Source organism: Streptomyces sp. NBC_01003 (assembly GCF_045162695.1).
Taxonomy (GTDB): Bacteria; Actinomycetota; Actinomycetes; order Streptomycetales; family Streptomycetaceae; genus Streptomyces.
On the sequence record NZ_CP108707.1, the window covers coordinates 8,891,477 to 8,908,378 of the forward strand.

Consider the following 16,902-nt stretch of genomic DNA (forward strand, 5'->3'; position numbering starts at 1 on the left):
CCGCCCCGACATCCTCCGGAGCACGCCATGACACACGCCTCGCAGGGCCCCGTTTACGGCAGCGCGGTCACCAAGGTCGAGCCCTTCGGCGTCGATCACATCCCCGACAACGAGCGGCACGGCAAACCGAGTTCACAGTTCTTCGTCTGGTTCGCCGCAGGCCTCAACTTCCCCATCATCCTGCTCGGTTTCAGCGCGGCCTGGTTCGGACTGAGCTTCTCCGCCGCCGTCTGCGCGATCGTCGTGGGTGCCGCCCTCGGCTCCGCCCTCATGGCCGTCATGTCACGCATGGGTGTACGCCTCGGTGTGCCCCAGCAGATCCAGGCCAGGGGACCGCTGGGCTTCTTCGGCAACTTCCTGCCCGTCGCCTACATCAACGTATTCTCCGGCGTGGGCTGGGCGGCCGTCACCGTCATCCTCGGCGGCAAGGCCTTCGCCGAGCTGACCCACATGCCGTTCTGGCTCTGTGCCGGCCTGCTCACCGCGGTCGAACTCGTCGTGGCCATCTACGGCTACAACATGATCAACTTCCTTCAGCGGGTGCTCACTTACGTCCTCACCCCGCTGTTCGTACTGATCACCGTCGTGGCAGTGGCGCGCGGCGGCAGCCTCTTCGGGGCCAACCCGCAGGCGGACGGCTATGTCGGTGCTGCCGGCGGATCCATCACCCTGGGCGGCTGGTTCCTGGCCTTCCTCGTGGCGTGGGCGCCCTTCGCCTCGGACTACTCACGCTATCTGCCCGACACCCCCAAGGTCGTCCGGCAGACCACCTGGTACACCGGCCTCGGTAACTTCCTCACCATCTGCTGGCTCGGCATTCTGGGCGTGGTGGTCGGCGGCTCCGCCTCCAGTACGGACACGATCACCGCTCTGCACGAACTGGCAGGACCGTTCGCCGTCCCCGCCCTCATCGCCGTTGGCCTGTCCGCGTTGGCCCAGAACTTCCTCAACGTCTACGGCGGCGCGATCTCCGTACAGACCCTCAAGATCCCGGTGACCCGCCACCAGGCGGTGGCCGCGATCTGCATTCTCGCCTACGCCATCAGCCTGTGGGGTGCCTCCGGTACGGAGGACAAGTTCAAGGTCTTCCTCAACCTGACCGCGTACTTCATCGCGCCGTTCGCCACCGTGCTCCTGATCGACTTCTATCTGGGCGGGCGCAGCGATCCCTGCAGGATCGCCGAACTCTACGACCGCTCCAGGGTCCTGGACTGGGGCCTGGTGGCCTGGGCGGGCGGCGTCGCGGCATCCGTCCCCTTCTGGCAGTCCACCGTGTACACCGGCCCCTTCGCCGCAACCCACCCCGGAGCCGGCGACCTCAGCATGTTCGTCGCGGCGGGAGCCTCGCTCGTCTTGTACCTGCTCACGTACCGACTGAAGCCACTGTGGCAACGGACGTCCGCGGAAGTCGGGCGCGCAGCCGCAGACGACGCGGAACATGGGGATCGGTCCACGGATCTGGCCGCACGCACCTGACGCGTCATGTCAGTTGGAAGGCGGCCTCGAAGCGGGTGTGCTCCACAGAGATGTGCGCAGGTCCGGCCAGAGTTCCGGCCGGACCTGCGCGGCGTTCGCGTCGCGTGTACGCCGCGCCCGGGATCCGGGCGCGGCGTACTTGAGCGTGTGACGGGCGGCGGGGTCACAGCAGCACGGTCGAAACATCTTGCCGCGTGGTCGACAGCCGGGCGAGAGCGCCGACTTCAGCGGCCGCGCCGCCATTGTGCGAAGTCCCGGCACACTCGTTCTCATCAGGGCGGACGGGGTAATCGGCAAAGGCACTGATGATCACGTGCTGGACAGGCGGAGTTCCCGGACCAGGACAAGGTGATCGGCGAAGGGGGTGTCGCCACTGATCGCCGCCACCTCGGCGAACGGGGCCGACGCCTCCACGATCAGGCGCCAGTCCGAACCGGTCGTGACGCGGGTGGAGACCTGAAGGGTGTCAAAATCTCTGCAGGTGCTGTGAGCTGGGGTTTTCCTGCTGGGGAGTGATGGTTCATCGGGAGGTTCGGTGGTACTCGTTGAGGAGTCCGTCGAGGATCTTTCGGCGTCGGACGCGCCCTGCGGGGAAGGGGATGACGGTGGGGTCGTCGCCGGGAGCGTGAAGGTCCAGGCTTCGGTGGGCCCTTGTGGTGTTGTAGTGCGTCGCGTACTGGACCAGCACGGTGCGCAGGTGGCGTTCACCGAAGATCAGCATCCGGTCGGTGTACTCGGCTGGGGCGGTGCGTGTCCAGCGTTCCGCGAAGGCGTTCATCTTCGGTGCTTGTGGGGCGGCCTTGAGGACCTGGGTGCCGTTGCCGGCGAGCACCGTGTCGAAGGCCTGGGTGAACTTGGTGTCGCGGTCCCTGTTCAGGAAGCGGAACGGGTGGGCGGGGTCCCCGAGTTGGAGGGGAAGGTTGCGGGCCTGCTGGGTGATCCAGTCGCCGGTGGGGTGCGTGGTAACGCCGAGGACGTGGGCGGTTCTGCTGCCGAGCTCCATCACGAAGGAGACGTACAGGCGCTTCAGGGTGATCGCGCAGTTGACGTGGAAGAAGTCGGTCGCCGGCGGGGTGTCGGTCTGCGTGTGCAGGAACGCACGCCAGGTGTGCTCGGTCGTGCGGGTCGGTGCGGGTGGGATTTTGTTGCGGCGTAGTACTCGGCGGATGGTCGCGGTGGCGACGCGGTGGCCCAGGCGGCGCAGTTCTCCCTGGATCCTGACGTATCCCCAGGTCGGGTTGTTGTGGGCCGGACGGAGGATGAGTGCGGTGAGTTCCTCGGCGAGCGGCGAGCGGCGAGCGGCGGTCGGCCTGACTTGGCCGGTTGCTGTCGCCGCTTGCGGCGTACCAGGCGGCGGTGCCAGGCCAGGAGCGTGCCGGGGGTGACCAGTCGATGGCGGCGGAGCAGGGCGGGCAGGCTTCGGGCCGGGGCGGACAGGATTGCGCGGTCGGCCCATGACAGGCGGGGGCGCGGGGTGTGGCGGCGCAGCACCGTGACCTCGTGCCGGAGTACGAGTATCTCCATCTCCTTTGACCGGTTGGACCGGCCGTGGAGGACAAGCCGGCCGAGTGTCCGACAGAAGATCATGTAGAGCAGTCGCAGAGCCACAACCGACGATCATGCCCAGCTCACTGCGTCAGCCAAAACTCCAGGTCAACGCACGCGTGGAATAAAGACACCCTTCAGGCCTTCTCGCTGGCTGCCCTTGCGCATCAGCCCATCGCCAGCCCGCAGCCGAACGCCTGTCGGCGCCAAATGAACCTGGCGCAGCGCGGCCCGAAGAGGTGCTTACAAACAATCCCGTCCTGTACGCGTGTCTTGACACAGATCGGGGCCGCGCGTCCATTGCCGCGCGGCCCCGATCACATATGCCACGGATCCCGCACCTCCCGCGCAAGCCTGGTGCCAGCTGCTTGGGTCGGGCCCGCTCGAGGCAGGCGTCCCTTCGAGCGCGGCGCCCGCGGCCAACAGGCTGGTGAGGCGGGTCAGGCCAGGTTGATGTTCTCCGCCTGGGGGCCCTTCTGGCCCTGGGAGACATCGAATGTCACGCTCTGCCCCTCCTGGAGCTCACGGAAGCCCGTGGAGTTGATCGCCGAGTAGTGGGCGAAGACATCCGGCCCGCCGGCGTCCTGGGCGATGAAACCGAAGCCCTTCTCCGCGTTGAACCACTTCACAGTTCCCGTAGCCATGTCTCATGCCTTCCAGTCACGAACGCCTCCCGCACCATGCGGGAAGCGGAGGTGGTCGTCCTGGTTCCTGCGGCACAGCACAGCAAAACGCCCACGCCGAAGCGCGGGCAAAACGGGGAATATCCGAACCACGACATCTGCCCTAAACGCTACACGCCCTCACGCCCTGTCACCATCGGAAACGCGTCCTGTCGCGAGGGCCGCAGCAGGGGCGGCCTGCCGCCCAGTGCTCCCCGCGCCTGGCAGGTGTGCGCAGGACCTGCCGTCGCCCGATGGCCCGTTGTCACCTCAGACCGCGGGTGGTGTACCCGATTCGGTTGCGCGGCTGTATTCGGCGTTGATGCGCTGGGCTTCTTCGAGCTGGTCCTCGAGGACGATGATGCGACAGGCGGCCTCGATGGGAGTGCCCTGATCGACGAGTTCCCGGGCACGGGCGGCGATGCGCAGCTGGTAGCGGGAGTAGCGGCGGTGGCCGCCCTCGGAGCGCAGCGGGGTGATGAGGCGGGCTTCGCCGATGCCGCGGAGGAAGCCCTGGGTGGTGCCGAGCATCTCGGCGGCCCTGCCCATCGTGTAGGCGGGGTAGTCCTCATCCTCGAGACGGTCGAACGAGTCGTCTGCTGTCATTTGCACCTCTCTGTGGAACACGCTTGAGGGGCCCTGGTGCCATATGGCACCAGGGCCCCGAAGGAACATTTACACCATCTGCCGGCCCTGGAACTGCGCCGGCCTTCTGTGTCCGCCGACCCGACCTGGGAGTTGTCGGGGACGCGGGGATCGCGGTTGCTTGACCGGAGACCACCTCACTATCGATGTCCTGCGGTACCCGGGCTCAACACTCCGCCCGGGCGATCCTGATGGCGCTCGTTCCTCCGTTCTTCCCTCGGTAATCGGCTACTTACTAAACGGGGGACTTGATACTGCTGGTACTGCGTACTGCTGGTACTGCGAACTGCTCAGTGACCTGCGGCAGCGCCACTGTTCGGCAGCCAGCCCCGTCGCCCATCGTGCGTCCGCTCTGGCTTAGAACCCCACTACCGAACCTCCCGGCGCGCGCGCCCGCAGCCGACGCCTTCACCGAGGTACTACTCACTGACTTCACTGCTGGGTACCACCAACTGCACTCACGGGAACCGCCACTGCTGACCGCGGTCCCGCGGACGGCGGCCCCTCATCACTGCGGGCCACCCGGTCCGGTCGCCAGCCCCGTCGCCGTCCTGCAACAACCCTGGCTTCGGAACTCCACCACCGCACCGTCCTACGCACTGCAACTTCCGTAATGCTGCCCGGCAGTTCGTTTCTGCCGGGCCCTGCCGACTTCTGGCTACGAGAGAAACCATAACCACGCCGCCCCCCAATGTCTACTCCGGCCAACATAGATTTCCGCGTGTTCGACGGTGAGGTAATCGGCCTCGAACAGTGAGGGCAGACCCAAGGGCTGTCATCGCCGAGTGTCGAGTAGGGACCGCAGACTGGGGTGCAAACAACCGGGCAGCCAGGGTCCGGCATCGCGGATCCAGAGGGCCGCGAGGCCGACCTGAGGTGTCAGCCGGCCCGGTTCTTCGGATCTGGACTGTCCGCCTGGCGGCGGCGCCGAACGCGCCACACGATGAGCCCGCCCACCACGATCACTGCGACGGCGATGGCAACGACGCGGCCGGCAACCGCCTCGACCCGCTGGTAGGCGGAGCCTGCGAAGTAGCCCAGCAGGGTGAAGCCGACTCCCCAGATCAGGCCGCCGAGGGCGTTGAAGAGGAGGAAGTGGCGGTAGTCCATGTGGGAGATACCGGCGAGCGCCGGCATCATAGTGCGAAGAAGGCGATGAAGCGGCGCAGGAAGACCGCTTCAGGGCCTCGGCGGCGGATGAAGTTCTGTGCCTTCTCGCTGCGTTGCTCGTGTCGGCGCAGCGGTCGGGTAGTAAGGGTTTTCGGGCCGAAGTGGTGGCCGACGGAGTGGCCCACGGTGTCTCCGGCGATTGCGGCGGGCACGACGGTCATAACGAGCCAGTAGACCGAGACCTGGGCCTTGATTGGCGAGTACGCCCCTCAGGACGACGACTGTCTTACGCGGCAGGACGAAGCCGAAGGACAGCGTGTCCTCGGCGAACACCAGGGCGCCGACGGCCGCGTAGACCAGTGGGCCGGACAGGCCGCCGAGCCAGTCGGTGATCGCGTTCATGTGCGGTGTCCTCCGGGCCGTGGTCCCCGTGGCCCAGTTTCGAGGAACGACTACACCGATGCGCGGCATGTCGACCCACGCTGACCGAGGCGAAACTCCTTGCCCCAGGTCCTCTCCCCGCAGTGGTGATCAAGCTGCTGGAACGAAGGAGGGCTGCAGATAGGTCAGCCGACTCCTCCGGGCGAGGCGACGCGTCATGTGTTTTCCGCGGTCCAGGGACGCTGCTCGCCGACTCCGGTCCGCCCCGTCGCACTCACACCGCCGGTGGCGACTCGTACACCACGGCGCGGCCTGGTTGTCGTCGAGGTCCTGGCGGGGTCAACCCGGCACGCCGTGGTGACTGTGATGTGGAGCAGGCAGCCGCATTGGACGGCGGTCACGGCCGGGCGAAGAGGGCTTCATTGCATGCTGCGGCCACCGTGGCTCTGGTTCGCGGTTCGCGGTTCGGCGCTCGGGGCCCCGAGCGCGGCGCAGTCCGTACCTCCCATACGGCACGCGGTGCAGCAGAGCCCCAGGGCCACGCTCCGTGCGGATGACAAGCGGCTGGAAATGGCGGCACAACAACGGCAGTGAGGCTGCGTCTGTGGCCAACGGCCGGGCTCCGCAGCGACTCGAGGCAATATCTGCGCCGGCGAGGTCAGAGTTTGACGGACCACGCGGTGAGAGTTTTTGCCGCAATGGGCAGAGTGGAATTATTCAACGCATGACGGCCGTTGCGGCGTGCTACTGTCGATCTCAGTTGCAGTTGTGGTTCCCAAAACTTCAAGTGTCCTCACTCGGCTCCTGCCGGTGGGAGCACTTTTGTATTTCCGGTCATTTTCCGGGCGGGGTAATCATCGCGGCGACACGGTGTCCACACAGTGTGGATTCCGATGTACTGCCCCAAAGGAGATATGACATGGCTGCTGGTACCGTGAAGTGGTTCAACGCGGAAAAGGGCTTCGGCTTCATCGAGCAGGACGGTGGCGGCGCTGACGTGTTCGCCCACTACTCGAACATCGCCGCCCAGGGCTTCCGTGAGCTGCTCGAAGGCCAGAAGGTGACCTTCGACATCGCGCAGGGCCAGAAGGGCCCGACGGCCGAGAACATCGTTCCGGCCTGACGCTGACGCACACTTGTAGCTGGGGCCCGCATCCTTAGGGGTGCGGGCCCCAGCTACACGCATTTCTGGCAGTGGTTTCGCCTGCGGGACGGCTCGGAGGGGTCCGCAATCTCGCGCAGCTCCTCCTTCAGGAATGCAGGCGCATCCTGAAGAGCTACACCGCACCTCGGCGCCCGGATTTTACGTCCCCACTGCATCGCCTATTTCAGCATTTTCGCCCGCGCGGATTACCGACGGCCCGGATTTGCTTTGACATCGGTCCATACTTGTAATTCTCGATGCCGCTCATCGCTGCGGGGATTCCTTGATATGTGCCACATCGAGGAAGGTTCCCTGTATGAACCGCACACGCACCAACGACCGTTCCACCCGCACCCGTAGCGGCACTGCTGACGCCACCAGGGGCGGCAGCCGCTTCGGCTCGCAGGCACCGCGCCGTTCCGGCGGCCCGGCCCGTTCCGGCGGCCCGGCCCGTTCCGGCGGCTACGGCCGCCGGCCGGCCGCAGTGCAAGGCGAGTTCGCGCTCCCCAGGACAATCACCCCCGCGCTGCCCGCTGTTGAAGGCTTCGAGGATCTGGACATGCCCGCCCAGCTGCTCGCCGAACTCGGCAGGCAGGGCGTGACCGCGCCGTTCCCGATCCAGGGCGCGACGCTGCCGAACTCCCTGGGGGGCCGTGACGTCCTGGGCCGCGGGCGCACCGGTTCCGGCAAGACCCTCGCCTTCGGCCTCGCCCTGCTCGCCCGCACCGCCGGGCAGCGTGCTGAGCCCCGTCAGCCGCTGGGGCTGATCCTCGTGCCGACGCGTGAGCTGGCGCAGCAGGTGACCGACGCGCTCACTCCGTACGCCCGCTCCGTCAAGCTGCGGATGGCCACGGTGGTGGGCGGGATGTCGATCGGCAAGCAGGCCGGCGCGCTGCGAGGCGGGGCAGAGGTCGTCGTCGCGACCCCGGGCCGGCTCAAGGACCTCATCGACCGTGGTGACTGCCGACTGAGCCAGGTGGGCGTCACGGTGCTGGACGAGGCCGACCAGATGGCCGACATGGGGTTCATGCCGCAGGTCACCGCCCTGCTCGACCAGGTGCGTCCGGAGGGGCAGCGGATGCTGTTCTCCGCCACCTTGGACCGTAACGTCGACCTGCTGGTGCGCCGCTATCTGACCGACCCCGTCGTGCATTCGGTCGACCCGTCGGCGGGCGCGGTCACGACGATGGAGCACCACGTGCTGTACGTCCACGGCGCCGACAAGCACGCCGCCACGACCGAGATCGCCGCCCGCGACGGCCGCGTGATCATGTTCCTGGATACCAAGCACGCCGTCGACCGGCTCACCCAGGACCTGCTCAACAGCGGGGTACGGGCCGCCGCGCTGCACGGCGGCAAGTCACAGCCACAGCGCACCCGCACGCTGGCGCAGTTCAAGACGGGGCACGTCACCGTCCTGGTAGCGACCAATGTCGCGGCGCGCGGCATCCACGTCGACAACCTCGACCTCGTCGTCAACGTCGACCCGCCGACCGACCATAAGGACTACCTCCACCGCGGCGGCCGTACCGCCCGCGCCGGCGAGTCAGGCAGTGTCGTCACCCTCGTCACACCGCACCAGCGCCGCGGCATGGTCCGCCTCATGTCGGACGCCGGAATCCGGCCGCAGACCACCCAGATCCGCTCGGGCGACGAGGCTCTGAGCCGAATCACCGGCGCCCAGGCCCCGTCCGGCATCCCGGTCGTCATCACCGCACCGGTGGCCGAACGCCCCAAGCGCAGCGCCTCCTCCCGAGGCCGACGCCGCCCCTCGTCGGCGACCCGGCGCGCGCCCGTACGCCGGCCCGTCTTCGGTGCGGCGGCCTAGAACCTTCGTGATCAGGAAGCTGACCCATCTCTGCAGGAGGCACCTTTTGACGCTGGTTCAGATGCAGCCCCGCCCGGCGAGCGCCAACCCCGTGCACAGGAAGACGGTTGAGGCCAAGGACGCGGCCGGACCGCAGGTCTGTGACGACATGAGTGTCGAGGTGGCGCTGTCCGTCATGACCGCCGCACGCACGGGTCGGCTGGTCGTCTGCGATCAGGACGGCCAACGCACCGGTCTGGTCACCCAGACCGAACTTACCGCCGTCCGCGACAGCTCCGCTTACACGGACCGCGTCCGCCTGCGCGACATCATCGGCGATCACGGGTCGTTCACCTCGCCCGAAGCCACTGGTTCCGAAGCCGAGCACGTGCTGCGCTCCCGCCAGCTCGGCGCACCGCCGGTCATCGACGGGCAAGGCAGCACCCTGGGCGTCCTCGCCCTCTCCCGCTGACCCGCCTCACCCCTCGTCGGACCGTTATCCCCTTCTCCTTGTGAGGCCACATGCGCTGCGTCATCGCCCGCTTCCCCTTCGAGCTCACCAAGAGCGGCGTGCTGGAATCGATGAAGGGCGTCAAGCCCGAACCGGGCACCGGCGAATCCGTGATCATCGGCCGCCGCCACTACCCCGTCAAACAAGTCGGCCAGGTCATCACCCGCCAGGACCGACGTGACTTCAGCGCCACCGAAGTCCTCCGGGCCATGACTCAGCTCGGCTTCACCTGCCGTAGCCTCCCCACGGCCGCACCCGTACGCATCCTCAGCTCGCTCCAGCGAGCTTCCGCGATGCTCGGCACCCCCGTATCCGTCTGACCGAGGTAGCAGGCACGAGCCGACACCTGAACAACGGATGGGCCCGACCGGCGCGCGCCGGTCGGGCCCACACTGCTGTTAGCGGGTTCCTGTCGCAGTGATTGCTCAGTGGTCGGAATAGCTGAAGTCGCCCACGGTCCAGGTGCTGATGTCCTCGATCGCCACGCGGTACATCCCGCCTGTCTCGGGAATCCCCACCGTGCCCTGCAGGATCCGGGCGACATGGAAGTGCAGATGCGTAGGCGGCCCGTCCTTCTTCGCGGGGGTGTCGAAGACGGAGGAGAACTCTCCCAAGCGGTCCGAGTCCGACAGCACCTCCGACACCCTCTGCCTCCACACTGCTTCGGGAGCCAGCCGACCGGTGATGACAGCACCACCGGTGACCACGGTCAGGGACATCTGGTTACTCTGCCCGGATTCCACCAGGGCAGCGACGTCAACGAGCAGCTCGTCAGGCTTCGACATGGGGCAGATTATATTCAACGTCATCCAGCTGATTGAGCGGCGGCGCTACAGGGAACGACGGGCGCTCACGGTCTTACCGCCTGAGGCCCGGCGAGTGACGGGGCTTCGGCTGCCCCATGGCCAACCGCCTCGCCCGCTCCACCGCAGTGGTGCCGCCGTTCAGGTCGGGGTGCGCTTGCGCATGCCGACTGGGGTCGTGGACGGCCACCTCGATGGTGTCGGGGTGTGCAGTCAGTTCCCATGTGCAGCGGCCCCCGCCGTGGCGCATGGGCGTTGGTGACGAGCTTGGACACGACCAAGTCCACGGTGTCCGCTGACCGACCTCCCATCACGCTGTCGAGGTGAGGTCTCCTAGCATGATCACATGGTTGCCAGTGACGCCCGAGAGACCGGGCAAGGACGGGAAGCCGTGTCCCGCGACGCCGCTGAAGTCGAATGCAGTCACGTCGCCTCAGCGCGGGAAGAACGCCGTGAAGAGCGGCTGCCCTGCGGATCACCAGGTGGCGATGCAGGGGGGAAGACGCCCCCGGCTGCTGCTCTGGTGGAGCAGGCAGCCGACCTGGCCGAACCGATCAAGCCGAGATTGCGTGGCTGGCTCCATGCCGGAATGGTCCCTGCCGCACTGATCGCAGGCGTCGTACTCATCTGCCTGGCCCCGACTCCGCAGGCGGTCCTGGCCTGCGCCGTGTATTCAGCCACCGCCTGGCTGCTGTTCGCAACGAGCGCCATCTACCACCGCGGCACCTGGGGGCCGCTCGGCGAGGCTCTCCTGCGACGTCTCGACCATGCCAACATCTTCCTGATCATCGCCGGCACCTGCACGCCCCTGGCCGTGCTCCTCCTCCCGCCGGACCAGCGATCCCTTCTGTTGTGGATCGTGTGGGCGGGCGCATTGGCCGGCATCGCGTTCCGGGTCCTATGGGTCGCAGCTCCGCGCTGGCTGTACACCCCGTGTTACCTGGCCTTGGGGTGGGCGCCAGTGAGCTACCTGCCCGACTTCCTGCACACCGGCGGAGTAGCCGTACTCGTCCTGATCGTGGCCGGCGGTCTCCTCTACAGCGGGGGCGCGGTGGTCTACGCCCTCCAGCGGCCCGACCCCTCACCCCGCTGGTTCGGCTTTCACGAGGTGTTCCACGCGCTGACCGTGGCGGCTTTCACCGCGCACTACACCGCCATCTCCCTGGCCACCTACTGACCTGCTCGGGCTGCGCCTGCGGCGGCGGCCAGGGTCGGTCGAAGCTGGCTACTGGAGCAGCCGGGTGTACACCGACAGCGGGCGACGTACACAGCGAGCTGGCCGCCCCGCCCGAGCGGTTCATCCGGGCGACGGAGGGCGCCAGCGAGAAGACCGCGACCTGGGTGGGGTCCAAGATGCACATCCTGTCGGACGCGAACGGACTGCCCCTCATCGTCGGTCTCTCCGCCGCCAACGTCCACGACAGCCTCGCGCTGAAACCCATGGTCGAGGTCACCCGTCGATGTCTCCCGTGTCGTGCTGGACTCCGCGCACCTTTCGGGTCGTGGGCGGTCAGGTCGAGCGGCTGGTTCAGGTGACCATGCGCTGACCGGTTGCCGTCTACAGGTCGGCGAAGTCGTGCTCCAAGCGCCAGCGTTGGGGCAGGTGGAGAGTGAGGCGGTGAAGCCGCCAAAGGAGTGGCCGAACATGCCGACCTTGTCGAGATTCCACCCGCGCCTTCCCAGCTCGTCGAGGACGAACCGGGCATCGCCGAGGCGCGCTTCGGCCGCCTTGCCCAGCTGGTCCTTGGGGATCTCAACAGGATTCTCGACCCGTCCGCCCGGAAACTCCACGGCGGTCTCAAAAGCCCTCGCTCTCAACTGCCACTGGAAGTGATCTTCAGTGAGAAAGCCTCAGTGGCCCAATCCAGTCCCGTCATGACGAAGACATGCGCCGCTGACCCGCGCGCCAAATGACACTTGAGGGAGATCCGAGGTGCGGTGTCGCCATCAGTCAACTGCCCGGTCGTGAACGACAGGTGTGGGGCTCGAAAACTCGTCGCTGCTGGTCAGGCTGTGTATCCGCTGTACTAGTTGATGACGCCGCCGAGCACTTGAGTACGCAGGAGTGTGCGGCCTTCGAGATTGTGCACGGTGGCGGGTCGCTTGTGGGCGCTTGGCGCACCCTCTTCCGGGTGACGCGACGGCTGTCTGCGGCACGTCACACGTCACGGACTCGCTACGAAGATCACGACCTGTTCGTGATCTTCGCGGAGCCATGTTGCGCACCTTCGCCCGCACTGCCACCCTGCTCAGCGTCATTGCCGCACTCGCTATCCCCACAGCTACCGCCCAGGCGGCCCCGGGACCGTTCGGCAGCCCCGGCGACGTCATCACCACACCACTCCAAAACGCCCTCAAGGCCCTGCCCGTCGCGAATGAGGACCGCAGCGGCTACCAGCGCACCAGCTTCAAACACTGGATTCACGCCGACAAAGACGGCTGCAACACGAGGGCCGAGGCACTCAAGGCCGAAGCATTGATGACCCCCGGGCAGGGCCCCAAGTGCAAGCCCACTGGCGGGCGTTGGTACTCCGTCTACGACGACCAGTACATCGACGGGCCGTCCGGCCTCAACGTCGACCACCGCGTCCCGCTCCCCAAGGCCTGGGACTCCGGCGCCTCCGTCTGGAGTGCGGCTGAACGGCAGGCGTATGCCAACGATCTCGGCGACGAGCGCTCGCTGATTGCTGTGTCGGCGAAGTCGAACCGTTCCAAGGCTGACCAGGACCCGTCCACTTGGATGCCACCGTTTGACGGGGACCGGTGCGAGTACATCACTGACTGGACCACTGTGAAGGTGCGCTGGCAGCTCGCGATCGATCCGTCCGAAGAGGCAGCGCTTGCCGAGAACGCGGCTCGCTGTCCCAACGCGTCGGTAACGGTTACCCCCACACGCTGAAAAGACTGGCCCGTGTGTCGCCGCTCCTCAAAGTGCAGCGACACACGGCCGGGCAGGAAGCACGCTTTCCAGACTGTCCAACGTGGCTCTACGGATGGAACAGTGCGGCTGGGTACGCCGCCACCCCGACCCCTGCAGTGAGGTATCCGTCAGGCATCGACGGAACTGGTCCTCGTGCTCCTCCTCGTCGAGGAAGAGCACCGACATGGTCATCATGTCCGGGATACTCCGGGTTCTGCGTCAGGCTGCGTTTGTTCGTCCACCCGATGAAGGCTGCATTCGCGCGCCGTTGGGAGGTCTTGGCCTGGGTAAGCCAGATGCCGAGGTGGGACTGCGTGAGGCCGGTGAGCTCGATCGTCAATATCAGAGATTAATCATTGGCCTTTTCGTATGCTTCCTTAACGGAAGCGGGAACTCGACCCCGGTCATTCACCTCAAGGCCGTTTTCCTTGGCCCAAGCCCGAATCTGGGCCGTGTCCGGGTGGGCGGAGGATCCTACGGCTCGACGCTTACCCCTCGTGCCGGCTGTGGTGACGCTGCCACGTACTCGACGGGCCCCCTCGGCGCTCAAGTACGGGTGCAGAACTTCCAACAGGCGATCGTGGCTCTCCGTGGAGAGGTCAATCTCGACCCCAGCCCCGTCGATGAGGATGGTGTGGGTACCGATCTCTTCGGATTCTTCACCTGTGAGGTCGTCCGTATAAGTGATTACTTCTCGCTGAGCCATGCGCTGATTGTAGGGCTAGGGCCTGCGCCGCCCCTCTTCACTCAGAACAGGGGCGGCCCTCGGGCTCAGCTTCGGCAGAATGGAGGTGTCAAGCCATGGTTCGCACTTTCATGGCTACCCTGACCGGATCATCGCTCACTTCTTTGATTTCAGCGGCCGCCGGGCGACCTTTGGTTTTGTCCGTGTGATGCGGGTGATCGTGACGGCAACAGTGACGGTGTCCGCCGTGCCGTGCGTCGTGACGAGGGTGGTGAGGGACGCGCGGGTCCGGTCGTGGACGGTGCGGGCGACGTCTATGGCTCGGTGTCCCTCGGCCAGGACGCAGCGCACCTCCACTTGCCAGCCGGAGCCGTCCGGGTCATGGACGACACGGATGCCTGACAGCGGCGAGGCGAACCTGCTGTCTGCCGCGCCTGGAGTTGCGCGTGAGGCGGCTCGGGCGAGACGGCTGGCGAGGGTGGGTTGCAGGGCGAGGACCCCGCTGACCGCGAGGGCGGCCTCAGCGGCAGTCTGGCGAATGTCGGCAGGGTGACATGCGGTCATGGGTTGCCGCCCGGTCCACTACGGGTGGTGTCTGCGCGGTTCGGCGATACGGGTGCATGGTGCACGTCGATGACCGTGACGTCCGCTGCTGTCACCCTCAGGCCCAGGGCATGGTGGGCGGCATCTACTACCGAGCGGCGCACTAGGTCGGCCGTCTCGGGCAGGGGGCGGTCCAGGCTGACAGCCAGGGTGATGCTCACACTTACGCCGGTGCCCTGGTCGGCTCGGGTGAGGCGGCAGCTGGCGGCGATGACGCCGGGTATCGCGTCTGCTGCGCGCCGTAGCACGGTGGCCGCGGTGTGTTCGGCGATCTGCAAGGTGCGCGTGGGGTCGTTCAGGGGCAGCATCGACCCCAGTCGTACCTCGTCCCGGACGCTGTCCATGACGCGGGCGATGAGGTTCTGGGTGCTGGGCTTCTTCTGTTCCCGCAGGGCCTGCGTAGCTGTGTCCAGTGCGGCCAGTCCTTCGACGGCGTCGCGACAGTAGGGGCAGTCGGCGAGGTGGGGGTCGGCGGGCGGACCGGTGTCCCGGGCCTGTTCCCAGGCGTGGCTAAGGGTGCGCCCGCAGGTGAGCACTTCGTCTCCGGTGTGACGGCGGACCTCGTCGAGGGGTGAGCCGTCTGGCGAGCGGGGTTGGCGTCCGAGCTCGGGAGGCTGGGGGGGATGGTCGTCTAGCGCCATGGGCCCAGTGCCTCCTTCAGGGATCGGCGTGCTCGGTACAGTCTCCCGCGGACCGTCTGCTCGGTGGTGCCGGTCACGTGGGCGATCTGTTCGTAGGGCAGTCCGTGCAGTTCCCGCAGGATCCAGCAGACCCGCTGCTGCGGTTCCAGCGCGCCGAGCGCGTTGACCAGGGCTTCGGTGAGGGCTTCCTGTTCGGCTGCCCGCGCGGGCGAGCTGCGCGTACCGGGGGCGGCGGGTTCGGCCACCGAGTCCAACGGTACCGGTGCCGGCCGGCGGCGCAGGGAGTTCAGGCAGCGGTTGACGGTGATGCGGTACATCCAGGTGCTGAACGCCGAGGCGTGGCGGAATTCGGGAAGGCTCCTCCAGGCGCTGATGAACGCGTCCTGCACCGCGTCCTCGGCGTCTTGAACGTTGCCCAGCGTGTGGGAGGCCAGGGCGAGCAGGGGACGGCTGTGGCGCCGCACCAGGATGGCGAAGGCTTCCTCGTCGCCTTCACCGGCGCGTGTCGCCAGCAGGTCGTCCGGCGCGGTGAGCAGCCCGTCGGCCGTGCCCGGGACAGGGGGCTCCGGGGGTGGGCCGGGGCAGGTCGCTCGGCGCGGGGAAGGGCCGGCGCTGTGCGTCATGACCGCACCTCCTCCCTGCGGTGTTGTGCCCGGCCTGAGTGATGTGATGCCGGTTCATGGAAACATGTGACGATTTGCCTGTCGGGTGTGTCCCATCCTTGACGGGCATCGTGCCGGTGCCCGCGGCAACTGATCGAGGCGACTGCCATGACGGACACCACCGACCGTTCCTCCACCGGACAGGACGGCCATCCCGGGACAGCGACCATGCTGAAGGGGCCGACCGGCGCCGGCACCTCACCCGAAACGCGGGGCAAGACCACCATCGCCGACGGCGTCGTGGCCAAGATCGCGGGAACGGCCGCCCGCGAGGTACCCGGTATCCACAACCTCGGCGCGGGCATGGCCCGTGCGTTTGGAGCCGTGCGCGAACGCGTCCCCGGCGCAGACACCGGCGGCGTCGGCCGCGGCGTGAAGGTCGAGGTGGGCGAACGCCAGGCCGCACTCGACATCGATGTCGTCGTCGAGTACGGCTACCCCATCGTCGATGTGGCAGCAGAGGTCCGCGTCGACGTCATCTCCGCCGTGGAACGCATGACCGGCCTGGAGGTCATCGAGGTGAACCTCGTCATCGACGATGTGAACCTGCCCGACGACGAAGACGACACCGAACCGGCCGAAGGCCGCGTCCAATGACTTCCGGCAGCGGGCGGAGTTCCCCTCCGATCGAACGCCGACGTGGGACAGGTGAGTCAGTGATGAATACAGCAACAGTGGGTCTGACAGCCGGAATGGCACTGGGATTCGCCGGCTACTTCGGCGGCTTCTGGGCCTTCCTCCTTGTAGCGGTCCTGGGCGCGGTGGGCTTGGTCGTCGGTCTCGTCCTGCAGGGCGACGCCGACGTGTTCACCCGGCGGCAGCGGGACCTGTCCACCCGGCGGCAACAGTGAGCACCACCACCCGCAGCGCCGGATCAACTGAGAGCCCCCGCGGCGGGTACGACGCCGAGAATCCTCTGCCGCCTGCCGAGCGCGGCGCGACAGTGATACCCGACCGGGTTGTGGCCCGCATCGCCGCACGGGTGGCGAGCACAGCCCTGCACCGGCTCACCCGTCAGCCACCTGCCCACGCGGCGCTGACCGCACCCGGCGCTCGCGCGACCACGCACGACGGGACGGCACAACTGGCGCTGTCGGTGGACCTTCCCTACCCCACTGACATCGCCGCCACCTGCGGGCAACTGCAGCGTGAGGTCGCCGAACGGGTGGCCCAGCTCACCGGTCTGGACATCAGCGACGTGATGCTGACCGTGCGGCGTCTGGTCGTCGCGGGCCGGTCGGCTCGCGTCCGCTGATCCCGCTCACCGCCGCAGCGCTGCCGCACAGGCCAGCCATCAGATCTGCGGA

At 67.2% G+C, this 16,902-nt stretch carries 21 protein-coding genes and 1 pseudogene; 12 read left to right on the plus strand and 10 right to left on the minus strand.

Annotation, left to right across the window (positions count from 1 at the left end; genetic code table 11):
- The first annotated feature begins 27 nt into the window (after positions 1–27).
- On the plus strand, positions 28–1,476 hold the full coding sequence (locus OG698_RS40745; RefSeq protein WP_406109179.1) for a purine-cytosine permease family protein: 1,449 nt from the start codon (positions 28–30) through the stop codon (positions 1,474–1,476).
- 520 nt (positions 1,477–1,996) lie between these two features.
- Here the strand turns inward: OG698_RS40745 and OG698_RS40750 are convergent.
- The 5 genes from OG698_RS40750 to OG698_RS40770 all read right to left on the minus strand — a co-directional run bounded on the left by OG698_RS40750 (position 1,997) and on the right by OG698_RS40770 (position 5,659).
- A complete protein-coding gene (locus OG698_RS40750) occupies positions 1,997–2,932 on the minus strand; it encodes an integrase core domain-containing protein (RefSeq protein WP_406109182.1) in 936 nt (311 codons plus the stop codon).
- A 529-nt stretch (positions 2,933–3,461) separates the two neighbouring features.
- Positions 3,462–3,665, minus strand: a complete 204-nt coding sequence (locus OG698_RS40755) for a cold-shock protein (RefSeq protein WP_266675610.1) — start codon at positions 3,663–3,665, stop codon at positions 3,462–3,464.
- A gap of 288 nt (positions 3,666–3,953) precedes the next feature.
- Positions 3,954–4,289: a MerR family transcriptional regulator gene (locus OG698_RS40760; protein WP_406109184.1), complete on the minus strand. Its 336-nt coding sequence runs from the start codon at positions 4,287–4,289 to the stop codon at positions 3,954–3,956.
- 918 nt (positions 4,290–5,207) lie between these two features.
- Positions 5,208–5,468, minus strand: a complete 261-nt coding sequence (locus tag OG698_RS40765; protein ID WP_406109185.1) for a DedA family protein — start codon at positions 5,466–5,468, stop codon at positions 5,208–5,210.
- A complete protein-coding gene (locus OG698_RS40770; RefSeq protein WP_406109187.1) occupies positions 5,465–5,659 on the minus strand; it encodes a DedA family protein in 195 nt (64 codons plus the stop codon). Before OG698_RS40770 ends, OG698_RS40765 begins: the two co-directional genes overlap by 4 nt.
- 1,079 nt (positions 5,660–6,738) lie before the next feature.
- On the opposite strand from OG698_RS40770, the gene OG698_RS40775 reads away from it, so the two are divergent.
- The 4 genes from OG698_RS40775 to OG698_RS40790 all read left to right on the plus strand — a co-directional run bounded on the left by OG698_RS40775 (position 6,739) and on the right by OG698_RS40790 (position 9,601).
- A complete protein-coding gene (locus OG698_RS40775) occupies positions 6,739–6,942 on the plus strand; it encodes a cold-shock protein (protein WP_023586116.1) in 204 nt (67 codons plus the stop codon).
- A 337-nt stretch (positions 6,943–7,279) separates the two neighbouring features.
- Positions 7,280–8,791, plus strand: coding sequence for a DEAD/DEAH box helicase (locus tag OG698_RS40780; protein ID WP_406109189.1), 1,512 nt, complete (start codon positions 7,280–7,282; stop codon positions 8,789–8,791).
- A gap of 46 nt (positions 8,792–8,837) precedes the next feature.
- Complete coding sequence (locus tag OG698_RS40785; RefSeq protein ID WP_116507132.1) at positions 8,838–9,242, plus strand: CBS domain-containing protein; 405 nt, start codon at positions 8,838–8,840, stop codon at positions 9,240–9,242.
- 50 nt (positions 9,243–9,292) lie between these two features.
- Entirely contained in the window at positions 9,293–9,601 is a 309-nt protein-coding gene (locus OG698_RS40790) for an SCO5918 family protein (protein ID WP_116507125.1), read from the plus strand.
- Between the two features lie 105 nt (positions 9,602–9,706).
- On the opposite strand, the gene OG698_RS40795 is transcribed toward OG698_RS40790, so the two are convergent.
- Complete coding sequence (locus tag OG698_RS40795) at positions 9,707–10,066, minus strand: hypothetical protein (RefSeq protein WP_116507254.1); 360 nt, start codon at positions 10,064–10,066, stop codon at positions 9,707–9,709.
- A 364-nt stretch (positions 10,067–10,430) separates the two neighbouring features.
- Between OG698_RS40795 and OG698_RS40800 the strand changes: the two genes are divergently transcribed.
- From OG698_RS40800 to OG698_RS40815, 4 genes and pseudogenes are all read left to right on the plus strand, one after another.
- Positions 10,431–11,261, plus strand: coding sequence for a hemolysin III family protein (locus OG698_RS40800; RefSeq protein WP_406109191.1), 831 nt, complete (start codon positions 10,431–10,433; stop codon positions 11,259–11,261).
- 167 nt (positions 11,262–11,428) lie between these two features.
- Positions 11,429–11,530 (plus strand): annotated as a pseudogene (locus OG698_RS40805) (IS5/IS1182 family transposase); the annotation flags it as partial.
- A 189-nt stretch (positions 11,531–11,719) separates the two neighbouring features.
- Positions 11,720–11,998, plus strand: coding sequence for a hypothetical protein (locus tag OG698_RS40810; RefSeq protein WP_406109193.1), 279 nt, complete (start codon positions 11,720–11,722; stop codon positions 11,996–11,998).
- A gap of 301 nt (positions 11,999–12,299) precedes the next feature.
- Positions 12,300–12,983: an HNH endonuclease family protein gene (locus tag OG698_RS40815; protein ID WP_406109195.1), complete on the plus strand. Its 684-nt coding sequence runs from the start codon at positions 12,300–12,302 to the stop codon at positions 12,981–12,983.
- 370 nt (positions 12,984–13,353) lie between these two features.
- On the opposite strand, the gene OG698_RS40820 is transcribed toward OG698_RS40815, so the two are convergent.
- The 4 genes from OG698_RS40820 to OG698_RS40835 all read right to left on the minus strand — a co-directional run bounded on the left by OG698_RS40820 (position 13,354) and on the right by OG698_RS40835 (position 15,556).
- Positions 13,354–13,710: an Lsr2 family protein gene (locus OG698_RS40820; protein WP_406109197.1), complete on the minus strand. Its 357-nt coding sequence runs from the start codon at positions 13,708–13,710 to the stop codon at positions 13,354–13,356.
- Positions 13,711–13,845: 135 nt separating this feature from the next.
- Positions 13,846–14,253, minus strand: coding sequence for a hypothetical protein (locus tag OG698_RS40825; protein ID WP_406109199.1), 408 nt, complete (start codon positions 14,251–14,253; stop codon positions 13,846–13,848).
- Positions 14,250–14,933, minus strand: coding sequence for an Asp23/Gls24 family envelope stress response protein (locus tag OG698_RS40830; protein ID WP_406109201.1), 684 nt, complete (start codon positions 14,931–14,933; stop codon positions 14,250–14,252). Before OG698_RS40830 ends, OG698_RS40825 begins: the two co-directional genes overlap by 4 nt.
- Positions 14,924–15,556 (minus strand): RNA polymerase sigma factor, encoded by a 633-nt coding sequence (locus tag OG698_RS40835; RefSeq protein WP_406109202.1) that lies wholly within the window; start codon positions 15,554–15,556, stop codon positions 14,924–14,926. The genes OG698_RS40830 and OG698_RS40835 overlap by 10 nt, the downstream gene beginning before the upstream one ends.
- A 147-nt stretch (positions 15,557–15,703) precedes the next feature.
- Between OG698_RS40835 and OG698_RS40840 the strand changes: the two genes are divergently transcribed.
- The 3 genes from OG698_RS40840 to OG698_RS40850 all read left to right on the plus strand — a co-directional run bounded on the left by OG698_RS40840 (position 15,704) and on the right by OG698_RS40850 (position 16,850).
- Positions 15,704–16,192 carry an Asp23/Gls24 family envelope stress response protein gene (locus OG698_RS40840; protein WP_406109204.1) on the plus strand — a complete coding sequence of 163 codons (489 nt, stop codon included), beginning with the start codon at positions 15,704–15,706 and terminating at the stop codon, positions 16,190–16,192.
- 62 nt (positions 16,193–16,254) lie between these two features.
- On the plus strand, positions 16,255–16,446 hold the full coding sequence (locus OG698_RS40845) for a hypothetical protein (RefSeq protein ID WP_406109206.1): 192 nt from the start codon (positions 16,255–16,257) through the stop codon (positions 16,444–16,446).
- On the plus strand, positions 16,443–16,850 hold the full coding sequence (locus tag OG698_RS40850) for a hypothetical protein (protein WP_406109208.1): 408 nt from the start codon (positions 16,443–16,445) through the stop codon (positions 16,848–16,850). Before OG698_RS40845 ends, OG698_RS40850 begins: the two co-directional genes overlap by 4 nt.
- The last annotated feature ends 52 nt before the right edge of the window (positions 16,851–16,902 follow it).

Excerpts from the sequence above, each read along its gene's own strand:
- OG698_RS40830 (WP_406109201.1), bottom strand. The coding sequence starts at position 14,933 with ATGGCGCTAGACGACCATCCCCCCCAGCCTCCCGAGCTCGGACGCCAA.
- OG698_RS40835 (WP_406109202.1), bottom strand. The coding sequence starts at position 15,556 with ATGACGCACAGCGCCGGCCCTTCCCCGCGCCGAGCGACCTGCCCCGGC.
- OG698_RS40795 (WP_116507254.1), bottom strand. The coding sequence starts at position 10,066 with ATGTCGAAGCCTGACGAGCTGCTCGTTGACGTCGCTGCCCTGGTGGAA.
- OG698_RS40775 (WP_023586116.1), top strand. The coding sequence starts at position 6,739 with ATGGCTGCTGGTACCGTGAAGTGGTTCAACGCGGAAAAGGGCTTCGGC.
- OG698_RS40800 (WP_406109191.1), top strand. The coding sequence starts at position 10,431 with ATGGTTGCCAGTGACGCCCGAGAGACCGGGCAAGGACGGGAAGCCGTG.
- OG698_RS40750 (WP_406109182.1), bottom strand. The coding sequence starts at position 2,932 with ATGGGCCGACCGCGCAATCCTGTCCGCCCCGGCCCGAAGCCTGCCCGC.
- OG698_RS40840 (WP_406109204.1), top strand. The coding sequence starts at position 15,704 with ATGACGGACACCACCGACCGTTCCTCCACCGGACAGGACGGCCATCCC.
- OG698_RS40760 (WP_406109184.1), bottom strand. The coding sequence starts at position 4,289 with ATGACAGCAGACGACTCGTTCGACCGTCTCGAGGATGAGGACTACCCC.
- OG698_RS40825 (WP_406109199.1), bottom strand. The coding sequence starts at position 14,253 with ATGACCGCATGTCACCCTGCCGACATTCGCCAGACTGCCGCTGAGGCC.
- OG698_RS40820 (WP_406109197.1), bottom strand. The coding sequence starts at position 13,710 with ATGGCTCAGCGAGAAGTAATCACTTATACGGACGACCTCACAGGTGAA.
- OG698_RS40745 (WP_406109179.1), top strand. The coding sequence starts at position 28 with ATGACACACGCCTCGCAGGGCCCCGTTTACGGCAGCGCGGTCACCAAG.
- OG698_RS40845 (WP_406109206.1), top strand. The coding sequence starts at position 16,255 with ATGAATACAGCAACAGTGGGTCTGACAGCCGGAATGGCACTGGGATTC.
- OG698_RS40790 (WP_116507125.1), top strand. The coding sequence starts at position 9,293 with ATGCGCTGCGTCATCGCCCGCTTCCCCTTCGAGCTCACCAAGAGCGGC.
- OG698_RS40815 (WP_406109195.1), top strand. The coding sequence starts at position 12,300 with ATGTTGCGCACCTTCGCCCGCACTGCCACCCTGCTCAGCGTCATTGCC.
- OG698_RS40765 (WP_406109185.1), bottom strand. The coding sequence starts at position 5,468 with ATGATGCCGGCGCTCGCCGGTATCTCCCACATGGACTACCGCCACTTC.
- OG698_RS40770 (WP_406109187.1), bottom strand. The coding sequence starts at position 5,659 with ATGACCGTCGTGCCCGCCGCAATCGCCGGAGACACCGTGGGCCACTCC.
- OG698_RS40780 (WP_406109189.1), top strand. The coding sequence starts at position 7,280 with ATGAACCGCACACGCACCAACGACCGTTCCACCCGCACCCGTAGCGGC.
- OG698_RS40755 (WP_266675610.1), bottom strand. The coding sequence starts at position 3,665 with ATGGCTACGGGAACTGTGAAGTGGTTCAACGCGGAGAAGGGCTTCGGT.